This is a genomic window from Agrobacterium sp. LR_9, assembly GCF_041954855.1.
Taxonomy (GTDB): domain Bacteria; phylum Pseudomonadota; class Alphaproteobacteria; order Rhizobiales; family Rhizobiaceae; genus Agrobacterium; species Agrobacterium leguminum.
In genome coordinates, this window is record NZ_JAVAYA010000013.1 from 61,361 (window position 1) to 76,546 (window position 15,186).

Here is a 15,186-nt window from a genome sequence, read left to right on the forward strand (position 1 = left end):
GGTCTGGATGGTGGTCGCTCAATCCTCGTGGATATGGCTGTGAGCCCGCGTATCGCGCATCTTCACATAAACCACCAGCGACAGGGCGATCATGATCGTCACATACCAGAAGAACCAGTTTTCGTGGCCGATCTGCTTGAATTTCAGGGCCACGAATTCCGCCGTTCCGCCGAATATGGTGTTCGCCAGCGCATAGGGCAGAGCCACACCGAGCGCGCGAATATGGGCGGGGAACATTTCCGCCTTCACCACCGCATTGATAGAGGTATAGCCGGTAACGATCAACAGGCCGACCAGCACGAGGGCGAAAGCCATGATGGGATCGGTCGTCGTCGAAAGCGTGCTGAAGATCGCATAGGTGAACAGCGTTCCGAGAATACCGAAGCCGACCATCAGCGGCTTGCGGCCGATCCTGTCGGACAGCGCGCCGGCAATCGGCTGGCACAGCATGAAGACGAAGAGCGCTGCCGTGGTGATTTCCGTGGCGCTTTCCTTGCTGAAGCCGGAGGTGTTGACGAGGAATTTCTGCAGATAGGTCGTATAGGCATAAAAGGCGAGCGTGCCGCCGGAGGTGAGCGCCATGACCATCAGCGCTTCCCTTGGATAGTGCTTGAACAGCGCCCATCCGCTGGACTTCGGCTTGTCGGCAGCGCCGGTCTTGGCATTTTCGAAGGACTGCGTCTCGACAAGGCCGCGGCGGATATAAAACACCGCAATCGCCAGAAGGCCGCCAATGAAGAAGGGAATGCGCCAGCCCCAGGAGCCGAGCTGTTCCGGCGTCAGAACCCGCTGCAGTACCAGAAGCACCGCCAGCGCCAGAAGCTGACCGGAAATAAGCGTCACATACTGGAAACTGGAGAAGAAACCGCGGCGGTTCTTGCCGGCCATTTCGCTGAGATAGGTTGCGCTGGCGCCATATTCGCCGCCGACGCTGATGCCCTGCAGAAGCCTTGCGAAAACCAGAATGGCCGGCGCGGCAATGCCGATCGCCTCATGGCCTGGCGTAATCGCGATCAGCAGCGAGCCGAGGCACATCAGCGTGACGGATAAGGTGAGACCGGCCTTGCGGCCCTTGCGGTCGGCATAGGTGCCCATGAACCAGGCCCCGATGGGCCGCATCAGAAATCCGACGGCGAAAACGGCGGCTGCGCTCAAAAGTTCGGCGGTCTGGTTTCCGGAAGGGAAAAATACCGGCGCGAAATAAAGGGTGAAGGCCGAATAAACGTACCAGTCGTACCATTCGACGAGGTTGCCCGCCGATCCGCCGATAATGGATTTCAAACGGGTTTTCTGGTCCGGCGCGGTGGCGGGACCATTTGCCATAATATTCACGGGTAAACTCCAATTCATCTTCGTCTGGAGATGGAAGGGCGAACGGAAGGTGTGATAATTTGTCGCTCTCGGTGGGGGTATATACCCGTCATGTTGCAGTGCGCAAGTTTATACCGCATCGCAATATTGCCGAAAAACCAGCCAAACCCGCCCACCTGTGATCCGCCTTGTAAGCCGCCCGCGCTCAAACTAAAAAATATCAATGATTTACGATATATCGGACGTTCAGATCGAAAAGCTTCTCATTGCCGCCGCCCGTGCCGGCGAGGCGCTGGCGCGGCTGGACGAGCGGATCGACCGGTCACCGATGAAACACGGCTTCATCGAAAGACAGGATTTCACCGATGCGATTTCCTCCATGTGGGTGGATGGCGAACTCGTTCACATGGAAGATCTGGTGCTGCATGACGCGCATATGGATGTGCGCGCGCCAACCCATGAAATGACGGCGGCGCACCGGATTCTCCGCTCGAGACGACTGATCTTTTCCAATGCCCCCGGCTGGGCCTTTACCGCGCCTGGCCTCTCGAGGCTACGCGGCAAGGCGGCACTTGCCGAAGAGCCAGCGCCTCCCAGACAAACGCTCGACCACGCCCGCGATGAAGACACCGACGCTGAGGAGGAGGAAACATCGCTGGATGGCGCTTTTTCCGAGCTCGATGCGCTTCTGGCGCGAAGCGCCGCAACGCTCGACGCGATCACCACCGGTAGCGCGCTTCCGCCAATGCACAGGGAGGAAAGCCATGCGATCATCAACGAACCCGACTGGGACGAGGATGAGCGGCTGAAAGAATGGTGGAACGTCCATGCGCGGACGGAGGAACTGCCGGCGATTCTTCGCACCGCCATCCTTCTCGACGCCTGGAACATGATCGAGGTGCTGCAACGCAGCTCCTGGCTCGGCCGGCTTCTGGCCTCCGCCTTTCTGCGCGACGGCGCCGTCACGCCCGATCACCTGCCGGCCCTCAGCGCCGGTCTCCGCGCGGTCCCGCGGGAGCGTCGGCACGCCCGAAACCAGACACAGCGCGTTCTCGCACTTCTCGACAGCTTTTACGAAGCGGCGCAGGCCGGCATGAAGGAACATGACCGGCTGGCCCATGCGCGAGAACGCATGATGCGCAAGCTGGCCGGCCGGCGGTCCTCCTCGCGCCTGCCGGAACTCGTGGAACTTGTCGTCTCCCGACCGGTGGTTTCGGCGGCGATGATCGTCAGGGAACTCGGCACCACACCGCAGGGCGCGATCGGGCTCGCTAACCAGCTGGAACTGCGGGAAGTGACCGGTCGCGGCCGGTTTCGCGCCTGGGGCATGCTGTAGCGAAAGCCGCTCCCGCCCCTCGCAAGAGCCCCGAAAAACGGCGGTATCGCGGCCTTTTTCCGGCAAAGAGGTGCCGCAGGGATGCAGCGATCACGAATCTTAACAAAATTTAACTATTGCGTAGGTCGACGAAGCCGCTATGTTCCTCGCTGCGTTGCAGCACCGATTTTCTTCTCCGGCAACGCGGTCGCATTCGGCCCGGCAACTTTTCTTTGCCGCCCGCATTTAAGTGTCCATTCTGAGGGAGATGCAATAATGACAATTTCAATCTCACAACCCGATTCCGATCACGAAACCGATGCTCCTTTTGCCAAAAAGGTTCTCACCGCGCGCAATCTCGCCGGATATACGGTCGAACAGCTTGCCGTGACCTGCGGCCTGACGACCAGCGAAATACGCGCGCTCGAAGACGGCACGGACAGCGATCCGCTGCGCATCAGACGCGTTGCCGCAGCCCTTCATATTCCTGTCGAAACCGTTATCTGATCCGCCTTAGCGATCATCAAAAATCTCAGCGCCGCCGGGGACGATGTTCCCGGGAACATCCGGGCGGCGCGCGTGGCCTGATGCCGCCTATCCCTTCCGGAACATTTTCCGCGCCCCTCTCTTAACATTTTCGTTATCCGGCACCACATGGGGTTCACGAGCGACCATGTTGGCCGATTGCGACATGCGCCCCGCTTGTGCGAGAGCAGCAACAACCTCCGGAATCCTGCCATGACACTAAGTCTCGACACCGAAGAACGGGTTTCTTCAGCATTGGATGAATTGTGGCCAGCGGAAAAGACGGAAATTCTCGACTGGTTGATCACCGGCACCAAGGACGAACGCTTTATCGACGAGATATTCGTCGAGCTCTGCAACAGGCTGCGGGCGAGCGGAATTTCCGTGGCGCGGGGCGTGCTCGCTTTCCGCATTCGCCATCCGCAATGGCTTGGCGCGCGCATTCTGTGGAAAGCCGGCCTGTCCTCCGCCGAAATCGCCACCTATGGCTATGGGTCTGAAAATACGCCCGAATATCTGAACAGCCCTATCAACGACATTCACCAGGGCGCCACCGAAGTCCGCCACCGGCTGAACGGAGAGGACATCGATGAGCCCGGCTATACGATCTACGAAGACCTGCGGGCCGAGGGGCTGACGGATTATTGCGCCTGGCCGATCGAGCACACCTTCGGCAAGCGCCATGTCGCCAGCTTCTCCAGCGACCGGCCCGGCGGTTTTTCCGACAGCGAAATCCTCGCCTTGAAAAACCTGCTTCCGGCGCTGGCGCTCGTCAGCGAAATACGCTTGAAGAACCGCATGACGCGCACCCTTCTGGAGACCTATGTGGGGCCGCATGCGGGCGAAAAGATCCTCAATGGCGCGACCACGCGCGGCAGCGGCATGACGGTGGGTGCGGCGATCCTGATCTGCGACCTGCGCAATTTCACCCATATTTCCGACCTTTGGCCGCGTGACGATGTCATTGAGCTTCTCAACGGTTATTTCGACGCCATGTGCGATCCCATCGAGGAATTCGGCGGCGAAATCCTGAAATTCATGGGCGACGGGCTGCTGGCGATTTTCCCGCTCAGCAACCCGCAGGCCTGCGAAAACCTGCTGAAAGCCATCGCCAGCGCCCAGAAGAGCCTCGTCGCGCTGAATGAAATCAATTGCCGCAAGGGCCACGATCCCCTGGGTTATGGCATCGGCGTGCATGTCGGCGATGTCATGTATGGCAATATCGGCTCGAAAACCCGCCTCGATTTCACCGTCATCGGCCCCGCCGTCAATATCGCCTCGCGGCTGGAAACGCTGACCAAGGAGACGGGGCGCAATGTGCTTTTCTCCGAGGAATTCGTGCGCATGGCCGGATATCAGGGAAAGCTGGAAAATCTCGGTCCGTGGCTGCTGCGCGGCCTCGAAACTCCGGTCGAAGTATATGCCTTGCCCCACAATTCGGCCCTGACAGCTTCGGCTGATTGATTATCGCGAAGGGCTTTTAACGACACCGGCCATCCGCGCCGCATGACCTTCCCGAAGAGCGATTTCGGCCGTCTGGATCATCGTCAAAACGCTTGACACGTCTGCGATGTCGATCTAGCAAAATGGAACATATATTCCATATCGAAACATTGCTTGCATTCATATTCTGTCTTTCCGGGAGTGAGGGACGGGTGTGAGAAACCGGAGGAAAGATGGTTACGAAATTGGCACTGCTCGGCGCTGGACGGATCGGCAAGGTCCACGCCAAGGCGATCACCACCGACAGCCGTGCGCAGCTGGTGGCCGTTGTGGACGCCATGGCCGGTGCTGCGGAAGCAATCGCCCGCGAGGCGCAGTGCAAGGTCAGCACGATCGATGAGGTTTTGGCCGACCAGACGATCGACGCCGTCATCATCTGCACCCCGACCAACACCCATGCCGACCTGATCGAGCGTTTCGCCCGCGCTGGCAAGGCGATCTTCTGCGAAAAGCCCGTCGATCTCGATGTCGCCCGCGCGGAAGCCTGCGCCAAGGTGGTCGAGGAAACCGGCGCGAAGGTGATGCTCGGTTTCAACCGCCGTTTCGACCCGCATTTCCAGGCCGTTCACAAGGCAATCGACGATGGCCGCATCGGCAAGGTGGAAATGGTGACCATCACCAGCCGCGACCCCGGCCCGCCGCCGGCCGAATATATCAAGGTCTCCGGCGGCATTTTCCGCGACATGACCATTCATGATTTCGATATGGCCCGTTTCCTGCTCGGCGAGGAAGTGGAAAGCGTGTTTGCCACCGGTTCCGTCCTCGTCAATCCGGAGATCGGCGCGCTGGGTGATTTCGACAGCGCCAGCATCATCCTGACGACAAAAAGCGGCAGACAGGCGATCATTTCGAATTCCCGCCGCGCGACCTATGGTTACGACCAGCGCATCGAAGTGCACGGTTCGCTCGGTTCGGCCGCGGCCGAAAACCAGCGTCCTGTTTCCATCGAGATCGCCAATGCGGACGGCTACACCCGCCCGCCGCTGCATGATTTCTTCATGACGCGTTATACGGCCGCCTATGCCGCGGAAATCACCGCCTTTATCGACAGCATCGAAAACAACGTCGCGCCGTCGCCCTCCATCAAGGACGGTCTGATCGCGCTGAAACTGGCCGATGCCGCACTGAAATCCGCGACCTCGAAGACGGCCGTGAAGCTCGGCTGAAGCCACAACCGGGACGCTGAGCGTCTTGCTGAACCTTCTGTCCGCCGCGCAATTGTTGACGGCGGACAGCCCTGCCTGTCCCAAAGCCCTCGGCAGCAGGCTCACATCATACTAGCTCTACGCCGACCTGCGGAGCGGCGTGCCCACCGCCCTCATTCCTGTGCTCGTCACAGGAATCCAGCCGACGCGCGTCTGCACGGCGAGAAAAACTCCTTTCAGCCCAATGACTTGGGCTGGCTGAATCCCTGTGACAGGCACAGGGATGAGGAGAGAATGCAGCAAAAGCATGCTCCAGCAATCGCCCCTTTAAAACGCAGCTTCCACACTTGCATGGCAGCTATTCGGAAAATAAGGTTGTCTGACAAGGTACGGCCGTAACATATGGCTGTTACCCACCTCATTCACCCCGAATACTCTTTTGCCGGCGGCAGTCGGATAGCGGTTTTTTCATGCCATCACCCAGGACCGGCTTTCTTTATGCGCTTGTCGCTTTCACGATCTTTGCGGCGCAGGATGGCATATCGAAACATCTGGGCAGCGCCTATCCGCCGGTTTTTATCGCCATGCTGCGATACTGGGCCTTTGCCGTCTTCGTTCTTTTGATGGCCGCAAGGTCGGCGGGCGGCATTCGGGGCGCCGTCATGGCCAACCGTCCCTGGCTGCAGATCGGCCGCGGCGTGCTTCTCGCCGTACAGATCGTCATTTCGATCTTTTCTTTCGCCGTCGTCGGGCTGGCGCACAGCCATTCCATCCTTGCCTCCGCACCGCTGATCGTTGCGGCGCTGTCCATGCCTTTGCTGGGAGAGCATGTGGGCTGGCGGCGCTGGAGCGCCATTTTTGTCGGCTTCATCGGCGTTCTCGTCATCCTCAAGCCGGAGGGAGACGGTTTCGACAACCGGCTGATGATCACCTTCGTGGCGACCTTCATGCTGGCTCTCTATAGCGTCCTGACCCGCCTCGGCAGCAAAAGCGATTCGTCGATGACAAGCTTCTTCTACACCGGCGTGGCCGGTGCAGCGGCCCTGACGCTGGTCGGTCCGTTTTATTGGGTCAGCATCGAGCCGCAGGATTGGGGCTGGATGCTGGCGCTGTGCATTACCGGCATGAGCGGCCATTATTGCCTGATAAAGGCGTTCGAACTGGCGGATGCGGCCTCAGTGCAGCCCTTTTCCTATTATCAGCTGGTGCTCGTCTCCATCATCGGCGTCACCGTCTATGGCGAGGTAGTGACGTCCAACATGGTCATCGGTGCGGCGATCGTCATTGCCGCCGGCCTCTTCACTATCTGGCGTGAGCATGTGGTTTCCCGCAAGAACCGCCGGGAGACGAAATAGGCAGAAGACCCTAGACGAGAGCCGCCTCACACCGCAGCAGCATACCGAACAGGTCACGCGGCTCATCCGGGTCGGCCAGCAGATCGAGCTCCGTATAAAGCCCGGTGGATGGCAGCTTCGAGCGCACGTAACGCAGAGCCGAAAAATCTTCCGTCGCGAAGCCGACGCTGTCGAACAGCGTGATCTGCCGGTCGCTTGCCCGCCCCTGCTTTTCACCGGTTATGACCTGCCAAAGCTCGGTGACGGGATAATCCGCCGGCAATTGCTGGATTTCACCTTCAATGCGCGTCTGCGGCGGATATTCGACGAAAATATCGGATCGAAGCAGAATATCCCGGTGCAACTCCGTCTTGCCGGGGCAATCGCCGCCAACCGCGTTGATGTGAATGCCGGGCCCAACCATGTTGTCGGTCAGGATCGTCGCATATTGCTTGTCGGCGGTGACGGTGGTGATGATATCCGCCCCTTCGACCGCTTCCTGTGCGCTTTCACAGATCTTGATGGCAAAACCCTGCCCCGCGAGATTGCGGGCGCATTTTTCGCTGGCGGACGGGTCGATATCGAATAGTCGCAGCGTGTCTATGCCGAGAATCGCCTTGAAGGCGCGCGCCTGGAATTCGCTCTGCGCGCCATTGCCGATGATGGCCATGGAGCAGGAATTTTTGCGGGCGAGATATTTCGCCGCGACGGCCGATGTTGCGGCGGTGCGCAGCGCCGTCAGGATGGTCATCTCGGTCAGAAGCAGCGGATAACCATTGCCGACATCGGAAAGCACGCCGAAAGCCGTCACCGTCTGGCGGCCTTCCTTCATGTTCTTCGGATGACCGTTGACATATTTGAAGCCGTAAAGCGTGCCATCGCTGGTCGGCATAAGTTCAATGACGCCTTCCTTCGAATGCGAGGCGATGCGCGGCGTCTTGTCGAAGCTTTCCCAACGGCGGAAATCCTCTTCCACCGCCTCGGCAAGCTCGCGCAGGAACGTATCGATGCCGACGCGCAGCACGAGTTTCATCATGTGATCGACGCTGACGAAGGGCACGATATTGAGGTTCGGTATCACGTTCATCGCATCATTCCTTTCAGCCGGCCCGTGTCGGGCGGTCCATGACCCGCTTGCCCATCAGGCTGGTGGCGAGATCCACCATCAGCGTCGCGGTTCTGCCGCGCTCGTCGAGAAACGGGTTAAGCTCCACCAGATCGAGACTGCAGACCAGCCCGCTATCATGCAGCATTTCCATGACCAGATGCGCCTCGCGGAACGTCGCACCGCCCGGAACCGTGGTGCCGACGGCCGGCGCGATGGACGGCTCGAGAAAATCGACATCGAGACTGACATGCAAAAGCCCGTTTGCCGCCTGAACCCGCGCCAGAAACGCCCGCAGCAGAACGGCGACGCCATGCTCGTCTATCGAGCGCATGTCGTGCACGGTGATGCCGCTCTTTTCCAGTGCGGCCCTTTCGGCCGGATCCACGCTGCGGATGCCGATCATGCCGATATTGTCTTCCGGAACCGCATGGGAAAGCGGCGGGAAATAACCGGCAAATCCCTCTCGCCCACTGAAATAGGCGACCGGCGTGCCGTGCAGATTGCCGCTGCGCGTCGTCTCAAGCGTATGATAATCGGTATGGGCATCGAGCCAGAGCACGAAAAACGGCCGGCCGGTCTCTGCCACCCGGCGCGCCATGCCGGCGACCGTCCCCGCGGAAATCGCATGGTCGCCGCCGAGAAAGATCGGCACGGCATCCACGCTTTCACGATAGGCAGCCTCCGTCAGCGCCTCGGTCCAGGCCACGGTTTCAGACAGATGATGCACAGCGGGATTGGGATGGTTAAATTCGCGGAAGGTCGCCGGCGTCACATTGCCGGTATCGACAACGCGGTGCCCCAGTTCTTCAAGGGCATGAGCAAGTCCCGCGACGCGATAGGCGCTCGGCCCCATCTCGCATCCCAATTGCCCGGCCCCGATCTGCAGCGGCGCACCGATCAACCTGATTTCCATTCCCATCCTCGCTTTCCTGCCAACAAGACCAGTTCACCACAGTGATCTGGCGAAATGAACATCAAATATTGGCAATATTATCGAAATAAGCTATCGATCCGGTAAAATTGATTTACCGAATTGGTCATCATGGATAATCTCGACGAACGGCTCATCACCCTTTTGCGACACAATGGCAGGCGCAGCATTTCCGATCTCGCAATCGAGACGGAAACCTCGCGCGCCACGGTGCGCTCACGCATCGAAAGAATGGAGAACGACGGCACCATCATCGGTTACACCGTCATTTTGCGCGCCGATGCGGTGGAGGCCGCGATCCGCGGCATCATGATGATCGAGATTGAAGGCCATGTGACGGACCGCGTCATCCGCACCCTTGGCGGTTTTCCGGAAATCTCTGAAATCCACAGCACCAACGGCCGCTGGGACCTGATCGTGGAACTCAACGCCGCCACGCTCAGCGATTTCGACGCGGTACTGCGCCGCATCCGCCTGGTGCCCGGCATCACCGGCAGCGAGACCAGCCTTTTGCTCTCCACCCCACGCTCCACCCGGGCACGGCTCTGAACCGAGGAGCAAAACGCAAAACAGGGATAAAACGCATTTTTCGATTTTTTCGACTTGCGCCCCGGAATAAATCATCTATATGACGACCCACCAAAGCGAACGCGCCACGCGCTTTAAAGCTTTTGGGGAATAGTTCAATGGTAGAACAGCGGACTCTGACTCCGTCGATCTTGGTTCGAATCCAGGTTCCCCAGCCAAATTTCTCCAAATAAAATCAGCTTCTTGAGTTTTGAATATCGCATGGCATCGCGACATCCCGTGCCCGGCATCGTTCACCCGCGATAAACCACCGCTCCACCCGTCATACCAGCACCGGCGGCCGTCAGAAGCAGGATTTCGCCTTCCGCGAGAGGCCTTTCGGCATTGGTGACGGAGAGCGAAAGCGGAATGGTTGCGGCGGAGGAATTGCCGAAGCTTTCTATGGTGCGAACCGTCTTTTGCCTGTCAATGCCGAGATTGCCACAGACGGCGTCGAACATGCGGGCATTGGCCTGATGGGGCACGAAACGGTCGATATCGGTTGCTGTCATTCCGGCTTGATGCAGCACCCGCTGCGAGGTCGCGGTCATCAGCGCCACGGCACGGGAGAAGACTTCGCGGCCGTCACGCATCGTCATCAGCACCTCCTCAGTGGATGTATCGGCAGAGAAGGGCTGGCTGCTGCCTCCCGCCGCTATCTGGATCAGATCGTAACCGTCGCCATCCGCAACGAGATCGGCTGACAAAAGCCCACGCTGCGCCTCGCGGCAGGGCTTGAGGACGACGGCGCCGGCGGCATCGGCGAACAGGACCGCGCTTGCCCTTTCCGCCGGATTGATACGGCGGCTCAATATATTGGCGGCAACGATGAGGACGGCGCGGCCGTGGGCGCGGACAAAGCCATCCGCAAGGGTGAGCGCATAAAGAAAGCCGGAACAGGCCCCGGCGAGATCGATCGCGCCGGATCGGGCAAGGCCCAGCCTGTGGGCGAGCAGCGGCGCCGAGGGCGGCAAGAGGTGATCCGGCGTGGAAGTCGCAAGCAGCGTCAGAGCAATGTCGTCGGAGCCGATTTCGGCGTCTTCCAGCGCCATGCGGCCGGCGCTCGCGGCAAGGCCGCTCAGAGTGTCGCCCTCTTGCGCCCAATAACGCGTGCGGATGCCGGTGCGCCGCTCGATCCAGCCGGCTTCCAGCCCGAGACTGGTCTCTATCTCGGCATTGTCGACGCATCGTGACGGAACGGCATGACCAAAACCGGCCATGCGGGAAGAACGGGTCTGCATTGTCAGGACTTTCGGAAACGGTTCTGGAACAGGCTGAACATGGCCACACCCCGTTTTCACGCGATGCCGAGCGCGCGCGATTTTAGCGGAGCGGTTTCAGTGACGATCCCGGCCACGTCATCGATTGCGTCAAAGGCGCTGGCCAGATCTTCCGCCGTCGAACAATAGGGCGGCATCAGGTAAAGCACATTGCCGAGCGGGCGGATGACGAACCCGCGCTCGCGGAACAATTGCCGCATGCGCGGCCCCGCCTCGGCGAGATACCCGCCGGCGGGCACCACGAGATCGAGGGCCGCGATGGTCCCCATCTGCCGGATGCCGGTGAAACGCCGGTCATCCGCAAACCGCCGGAGATTGTCGCGCAGCACCCGTTGCAATTGCCCGATGCGCTGAAGCACGGGCTCATCCCGCCAGACCTGAAGATTGGCGACGGCCGCGGCGCAGGCAATCGGATTGGCCGTATAGGAACTGGAATGGAAAAAGGTCTTGCGACGATCCGTCGAAAAATGCGCGTCGAAAATCTCCGCACTGCACAGCGTTGCCGCCAGCGGCAGGGAGCCGCCGGTCAGGCCCTTGGAGATGCAGAGAATATCCGGTGAAATGCCGGCCTGTTCGCAGGCGAACATGGTTCCGGTTCTGCCCCAGCCCGTCATCACCTCGTCTGCAATAAAGAGGCAGCCATGGCGTTCGGCGATCTGTTTCAGCCCGGCCAGAACATCCGCGCCGTAAATCCTCATGCCGCCCGCCCCGAGCACCAGCGGCTCGACCAACAGGGCGGCGATGCGGCCTGAACGGCAGAAGTCTTCGAACATGTCCAGCGTGTGCTGTTCACCGCCCGCTTCCGGAAAAGCCAGCCGGCCAACGCCGAAGAGCAGCGGTTCGTAAGCGGCATTGAAGGCACCGCGCTCACCGGTCGACATGGTGCCGATAGTGTCGCCGTGATAGCCGTGCTCCATCACCACGATACGGTCGCGCTTTTCTCCGCGATTGTGGAAATATCCCAGCGCCATTTTCAGCGCCACCTCAACCGCCGTCGAGCCGCTATCGGAATAAAACACATGGCTTAGCCCAGCTGGCGCAAGCTCGATCAGCCCGCGCGCCAGCGTTTCGGCAGGTTCATGGGAGAACTCGGCGAAAATGACTTGATCGAAGGCCTCTGTCGCGGCGCGGATGGCCGCCATGATCGCCGGATGCCGGTGCCCGTGGGTGATGACCCACCAGGAGGAAATGGCGTCGAACAGGCGATCGCCGTCCTCATCGACGAGAAATGCGCCTTCCGCTGATACGACGCGTTTCATCGGCGGTTCCAGCCCATGCTGGGTGAAGGGATGCCAGACAGGGGAACGGCTCATGCCGGCGCCTCCAGAAAATCAGCGAGATTGAAGTGTCGGGCAAATGCCCGATGCAGCGCCTCTGATGTCATCTCCGGCAGGCGCGGCAGACGGCCGAGCAGGCGAATGGCGCCGATATTGGCGATGACGCGCTCATTTTCCCGGTTCTCATCGCCGATGAAGACCACGCCCTGCACGGGAATGGCGCGGTGCCGCAACGCCTCGAGCGAGAGCAGCGTGTGGTTGATGGTGCCAAGCGACGTTCTTGCGCACAGCACAAGCGGAATTTGCCAGCGGGCGAAGATATCGGCGAAGAGCACCGTGTCCGTCAGCGGCACCAGAAGCCCACCCGCGCCCTCGATCACCAGCGGTCCATCCGTTTGCGGCGGCAGCAGCAGCGTGGGGTCGATCGTTACATTTTCGAGGCGGGCCGACAGATGCGGCGAAGCCGGCATTTTCAGGCGATAGGCCTCCGGTAGGATGCGCCCGCGCGGCACGCCACCCAGCCGCTCCACCGTCTCACTGTCTGTTTCTTCCTCAAGCCCGGATTGCACGGGTTTCCAGTAACAAGCCTGCAGGGCATGGGTCAGCGCTGCGGAAAAAACCGTCTTGCCGATGCCCGTATCGGTGCCGGAGATGACGAAACGAGGGCTCATCTGCGCTCCTCCCCCAGCGAAAGGACAAGCAGCCCGATCATATCGGCGATCTGGCTCTCATCCACATTGAGCGTGATGGCGATACGCAGGCGCGCCGTGCCCTCCGGCACCGTCGGCGGGCGGATCGCGCGTACATCGAAACCGCCCTCCCGCAGATGTGCAGCGATACGAAGCGAACGGGCATTGTCACCGATCATCACTGGTAATATCTGGGAGCCGCTGGGCGCGACGCCGAGCCGGGCGCGAAGCTCTTCGCCGGCAAAATTTACCAGCTCCGCCAGCCGCAGGCGTCGCCATGGTTCACCGGCGACGATGCGCAGGGCTTCCCGCACCGCCGCCGCCATCAGCGGCGAAGGCGCAGTCGAATAGATGAAACCGCGGGCGCGGTTAACGAGGTAATCGGCAAGCACCGCCGGCAGGCTCAAAAGCGCGCCGGAAAGACCGAGCGCCTTGCCGCAGGTGTGCAATGCCACCACATTGCCCCTGCCTTCCAGCTCCGCGGCAAGGCCACGCCCGCCGGGGCCGAAAACACCGGTGGCATGGGCCTCATCGACGACAAGGAAGCCTCCGTGTTGCCCGGCAAGATCAGCCAGGGCCGAAAGGGGCGCTCGGTCGCCATCCATGGAATAAAGGCTTTCGATGGCGATCCACGGTCGGCCCCGGCCACCCTCCTGCCGCCAGCGGATAATTTCCCGTTCGAATGCCTCGATCTGATTATGCGGCACGGCAATCGCCTTCGCCTTGCCGGCCGCAATACCGTCATGGACGCTGGCATGGATCAGGGCGTCGTGAAGAACGAGGTCTTCCCGCAGCGGCAATGTGGAGAACAGCGCGACATTGGCGGCAAAACCGCTGCCGAAATAGATCGCTTTTTCCGCTCGGAAAAATGCCGCTGCTTCCGCTTCCAGCGCCTCATGTTCGCGGTGGTTGCCACGCAGCAGCCGCGAGCCGCCGGCCCCCACCGGCACGCCCCTTCCGATGGCGTCGGCAAATGCCGCCTTCAGCCGGGGTGAATCGGCAAGGCCAAGATAGTCATTGGAGGTGAAATCGATCCCCTGTTGAGGAGCGAGCGCGCGCAGCCGCGATTTGCGCTCCAGGCCTGCAAGCTTCGCCTCATAGGGAGAGAGGGCCGCGAGGGTCACCGGCACCCTCCCGCCTCCCCAGACTGCAATTCCGTGGACTGCAGTTCCATCGGCTTCAGGCCAAGACGGCGGAAAAGCGCCGTGTCGTGGTCCTCACCCGGATTATCCGCCGTCAGCAGGGTTTCGCCGATGAAGATGGAGTTGGCGCCGGCCAGGAAACAGAGCGCCTGCGTCTCATCGCTCATCTCCGTGCGCCCGGCCGAAAGCCGCACATGCGAACGCGGCATGAGGATGCGCGCCAGCGCGATGGTACGGACGAAATCGATCGGATCGACGGGATCGGCCTTGGCCAGCTTCGAGCCGGGGATCGGGATCAGCATGTTGATCGGCACGCTTTCCGGCGGCACCGGCAGGTTGGCAAGCGTCACCAGCATCGAGATCCGGTCTTCCACCGTTTCCCCCATGCCGAGAATGCCGCCGGCGCAGACTTTGATGCCGGCATCGCGGACATTGGCGAGCGTTTCCAGCCGGTCCTCGAAGGTGCGGGTGGTGATGATCTGCGAATAGAACCGCTCGGAAGTGTCGACGTTGTGGTTGTAGTAGTCGAGACCGGCATCGGCCAGCCGTTCGGATTGCTCCGGCGTCAACATGCCGAGCGTCATGCAGGTTTCCATGCCGAGCGCCTTCACGCCCTCGACCATGGCCACCACGGCCTCCATGTCGCGCTCCTTGGGATTGCGCCAGGCAGCACCCATGCAATAACGCGTCGCGCCGCCCTCCTTCGCCTTGCGCGCCTCAGCCAGCACCCGCTCCACTTCCATGAGTTTGGAGGCCTTAATGCCGGTGGGGTTGCGGGCGGACTGGCTGCAATAGCTGCAATCCTCCGGGCAGCCGCCGGTCTTGATGGATAAGAGCCGGCTCATCTGGATGGCATTGGGATCGAAATGACAGCGATGCACCTGTTGAGCGCGGAACAGAAGATCGTTAAAAGGTAAATTATAGATAATTTTGGCTTCTTCAAGCGACAAGTCATTGCCGAAGCCCGCAATCGGAGCTGGATTTCTATCGATTTGCGTGACTATCTGGTCCATCTGTCGATCTTTCCCTCAAAATAAATAGATAGAAGTTCTTTTTATC

14 protein-coding genes and 1 tRNA gene are annotated in these 15,186 nt (G+C 60.5%); 7 read left to right on the top strand and 8 right to left on the bottom strand.

What is annotated here, in order from left to right:
- Positions 1-18 precede the first annotated feature (18 nt).
- Complete coding sequence (locus tag RAC79_RS15985) at positions 19-1,323, bottom strand: MFS transporter (protein ID WP_065657420.1); 1,305 nt, start codon at positions 1,321-1,323, stop codon at positions 19-21.
- Between the two features lie 211 nt (positions 1,324-1,534).
- Here RAC79_RS15985 and RAC79_RS15990 point away from each other — a divergent pair, with 211 nt between their 5' ends.
- The 5 genes from RAC79_RS15990 to RAC79_RS16010 all read left to right on the top strand — a co-directional run bounded on the left by RAC79_RS15990 (position 1,535) and on the right by RAC79_RS16010 (position 7,154).
- On the top strand, positions 1,535-2,647 hold the full coding sequence (locus tag RAC79_RS15990; RefSeq protein ID WP_374997273.1) for an RHE_PE00001 family protein: 1,113 nt from the start codon (positions 1,535-1,537) through the stop codon (positions 2,645-2,647).
- A gap of 255 nt (positions 2,648-2,902) precedes the next feature.
- On the top strand, positions 2,903-3,133 hold the full coding sequence (locus RAC79_RS15995; RefSeq protein ID WP_003522093.1) for a helix-turn-helix domain-containing protein: 231 nt from the start codon (positions 2,903-2,905) through the stop codon (positions 3,131-3,133).
- 231 nt (positions 3,134-3,364) lie between these two features.
- A complete protein-coding gene (locus RAC79_RS16000; RefSeq protein ID WP_125146151.1) occupies positions 3,365-4,615 on the top strand; it encodes an adenylate/guanylate cyclase domain-containing protein in 1,251 nt (416 codons plus the stop codon).
- Positions 4,616-4,827: 212 nt separating this feature from the next.
- The gene (iolG, locus tag RAC79_RS16005; protein ID WP_065657424.1) at positions 4,828-5,820 is read left to right on the top strand and encodes an inositol 2-dehydrogenase; all 993 of its coding nucleotides are present in this window, start codon (positions 4,828-4,830) and stop codon (positions 5,818-5,820) included.
- 449 nt (positions 5,821-6,269) lie between these two features.
- Positions 6,270-7,154 (top strand): DMT family transporter, encoded by an 885-nt coding sequence (locus tag RAC79_RS16010; RefSeq protein WP_174037217.1) that lies wholly within the window; start codon positions 6,270-6,272, stop codon positions 7,152-7,154.
- A gap of 10 nt (positions 7,155-7,164) precedes the next feature.
- Here the strand turns inward: RAC79_RS16010 and RAC79_RS16015 are convergent, their stop codons facing one another.
- Together RAC79_RS16015 and rocF are read right to left on the bottom strand one after the other, a co-directional pair.
- Entirely contained in the window at positions 7,165-8,220 is a 1,056-nt protein-coding gene (locus RAC79_RS16015) for an ornithine cyclodeaminase (protein WP_174037216.1), read from the bottom strand.
- A 13-nt stretch (positions 8,221-8,233) separates the two neighbouring features.
- A complete protein-coding gene (gene rocF, locus RAC79_RS16020) occupies positions 8,234-9,154 on the bottom strand; it encodes an arginase (protein ID WP_125146146.1) in 921 nt (306 codons plus the stop codon).
- Positions 9,155-9,283: 129 nt separating this feature from the next.
- On the opposite strand from rocF, the gene RAC79_RS16025 reads away from it, so the two are divergent.
- Positions 9,284-9,721, top strand: a complete 438-nt coding sequence (locus tag RAC79_RS16025) for an Lrp/AsnC family transcriptional regulator (RefSeq protein WP_003508428.1) — start codon at positions 9,284-9,286, stop codon at positions 9,719-9,721.
- A gap of 123 nt (positions 9,722-9,844) precedes the next feature.
- Positions 9,845-9,918 (top strand) — tRNA-Gln (locus RAC79_RS16030).
- A 75-nt stretch (positions 9,919-9,993) separates the two neighbouring features.
- Here RAC79_RS16030 and RAC79_RS16035 read toward each other — a convergent pair.
- From RAC79_RS16035 to bioB, 5 genes are read right to left on the bottom strand one after another with little or no spacing between them, the layout of a single operon-like run.
- On the bottom strand, positions 9,994-10,980 hold the full coding sequence (locus tag RAC79_RS16035; RefSeq protein WP_174040159.1) for a beta-ketoacyl-ACP synthase III: 987 nt from the start codon (positions 10,978-10,980) through the stop codon (positions 9,994-9,996).
- A gap of 56 nt (positions 10,981-11,036) precedes the next feature.
- Complete coding sequence (locus RAC79_RS16040) at positions 11,037-12,332, bottom strand: adenosylmethionine--8-amino-7-oxononanoate transaminase (RefSeq protein WP_174040158.1); 1,296 nt, start codon at positions 12,330-12,332, stop codon at positions 11,037-11,039.
- Positions 12,329-12,967, bottom strand: a complete 639-nt coding sequence (gene bioD, locus RAC79_RS16045) for a dethiobiotin synthase (protein ID WP_142846144.1) — start codon at positions 12,965-12,967, stop codon at positions 12,329-12,331. Before bioD ends, RAC79_RS16040 begins: the two co-directional genes overlap by 4 nt.
- Complete coding sequence (locus tag RAC79_RS16050) at positions 12,964-14,109, bottom strand: 8-amino-7-oxononanoate synthase (protein WP_142846146.1); 1,146 nt, start codon at positions 14,107-14,109, stop codon at positions 12,964-12,966. Before RAC79_RS16050 ends, bioD begins: the two co-directional genes overlap by 4 nt.
- Positions 14,106-15,140, bottom strand: coding sequence for a biotin synthase BioB (bioB, locus tag RAC79_RS16055; RefSeq protein WP_174040157.1), 1,035 nt, complete (start codon positions 15,138-15,140; stop codon positions 14,106-14,108). The genes RAC79_RS16050 and bioB overlap by 4 nt, the downstream gene beginning before the upstream one ends.
- Between the last annotated feature and the right edge of the window lie 46 nt (positions 15,141-15,186).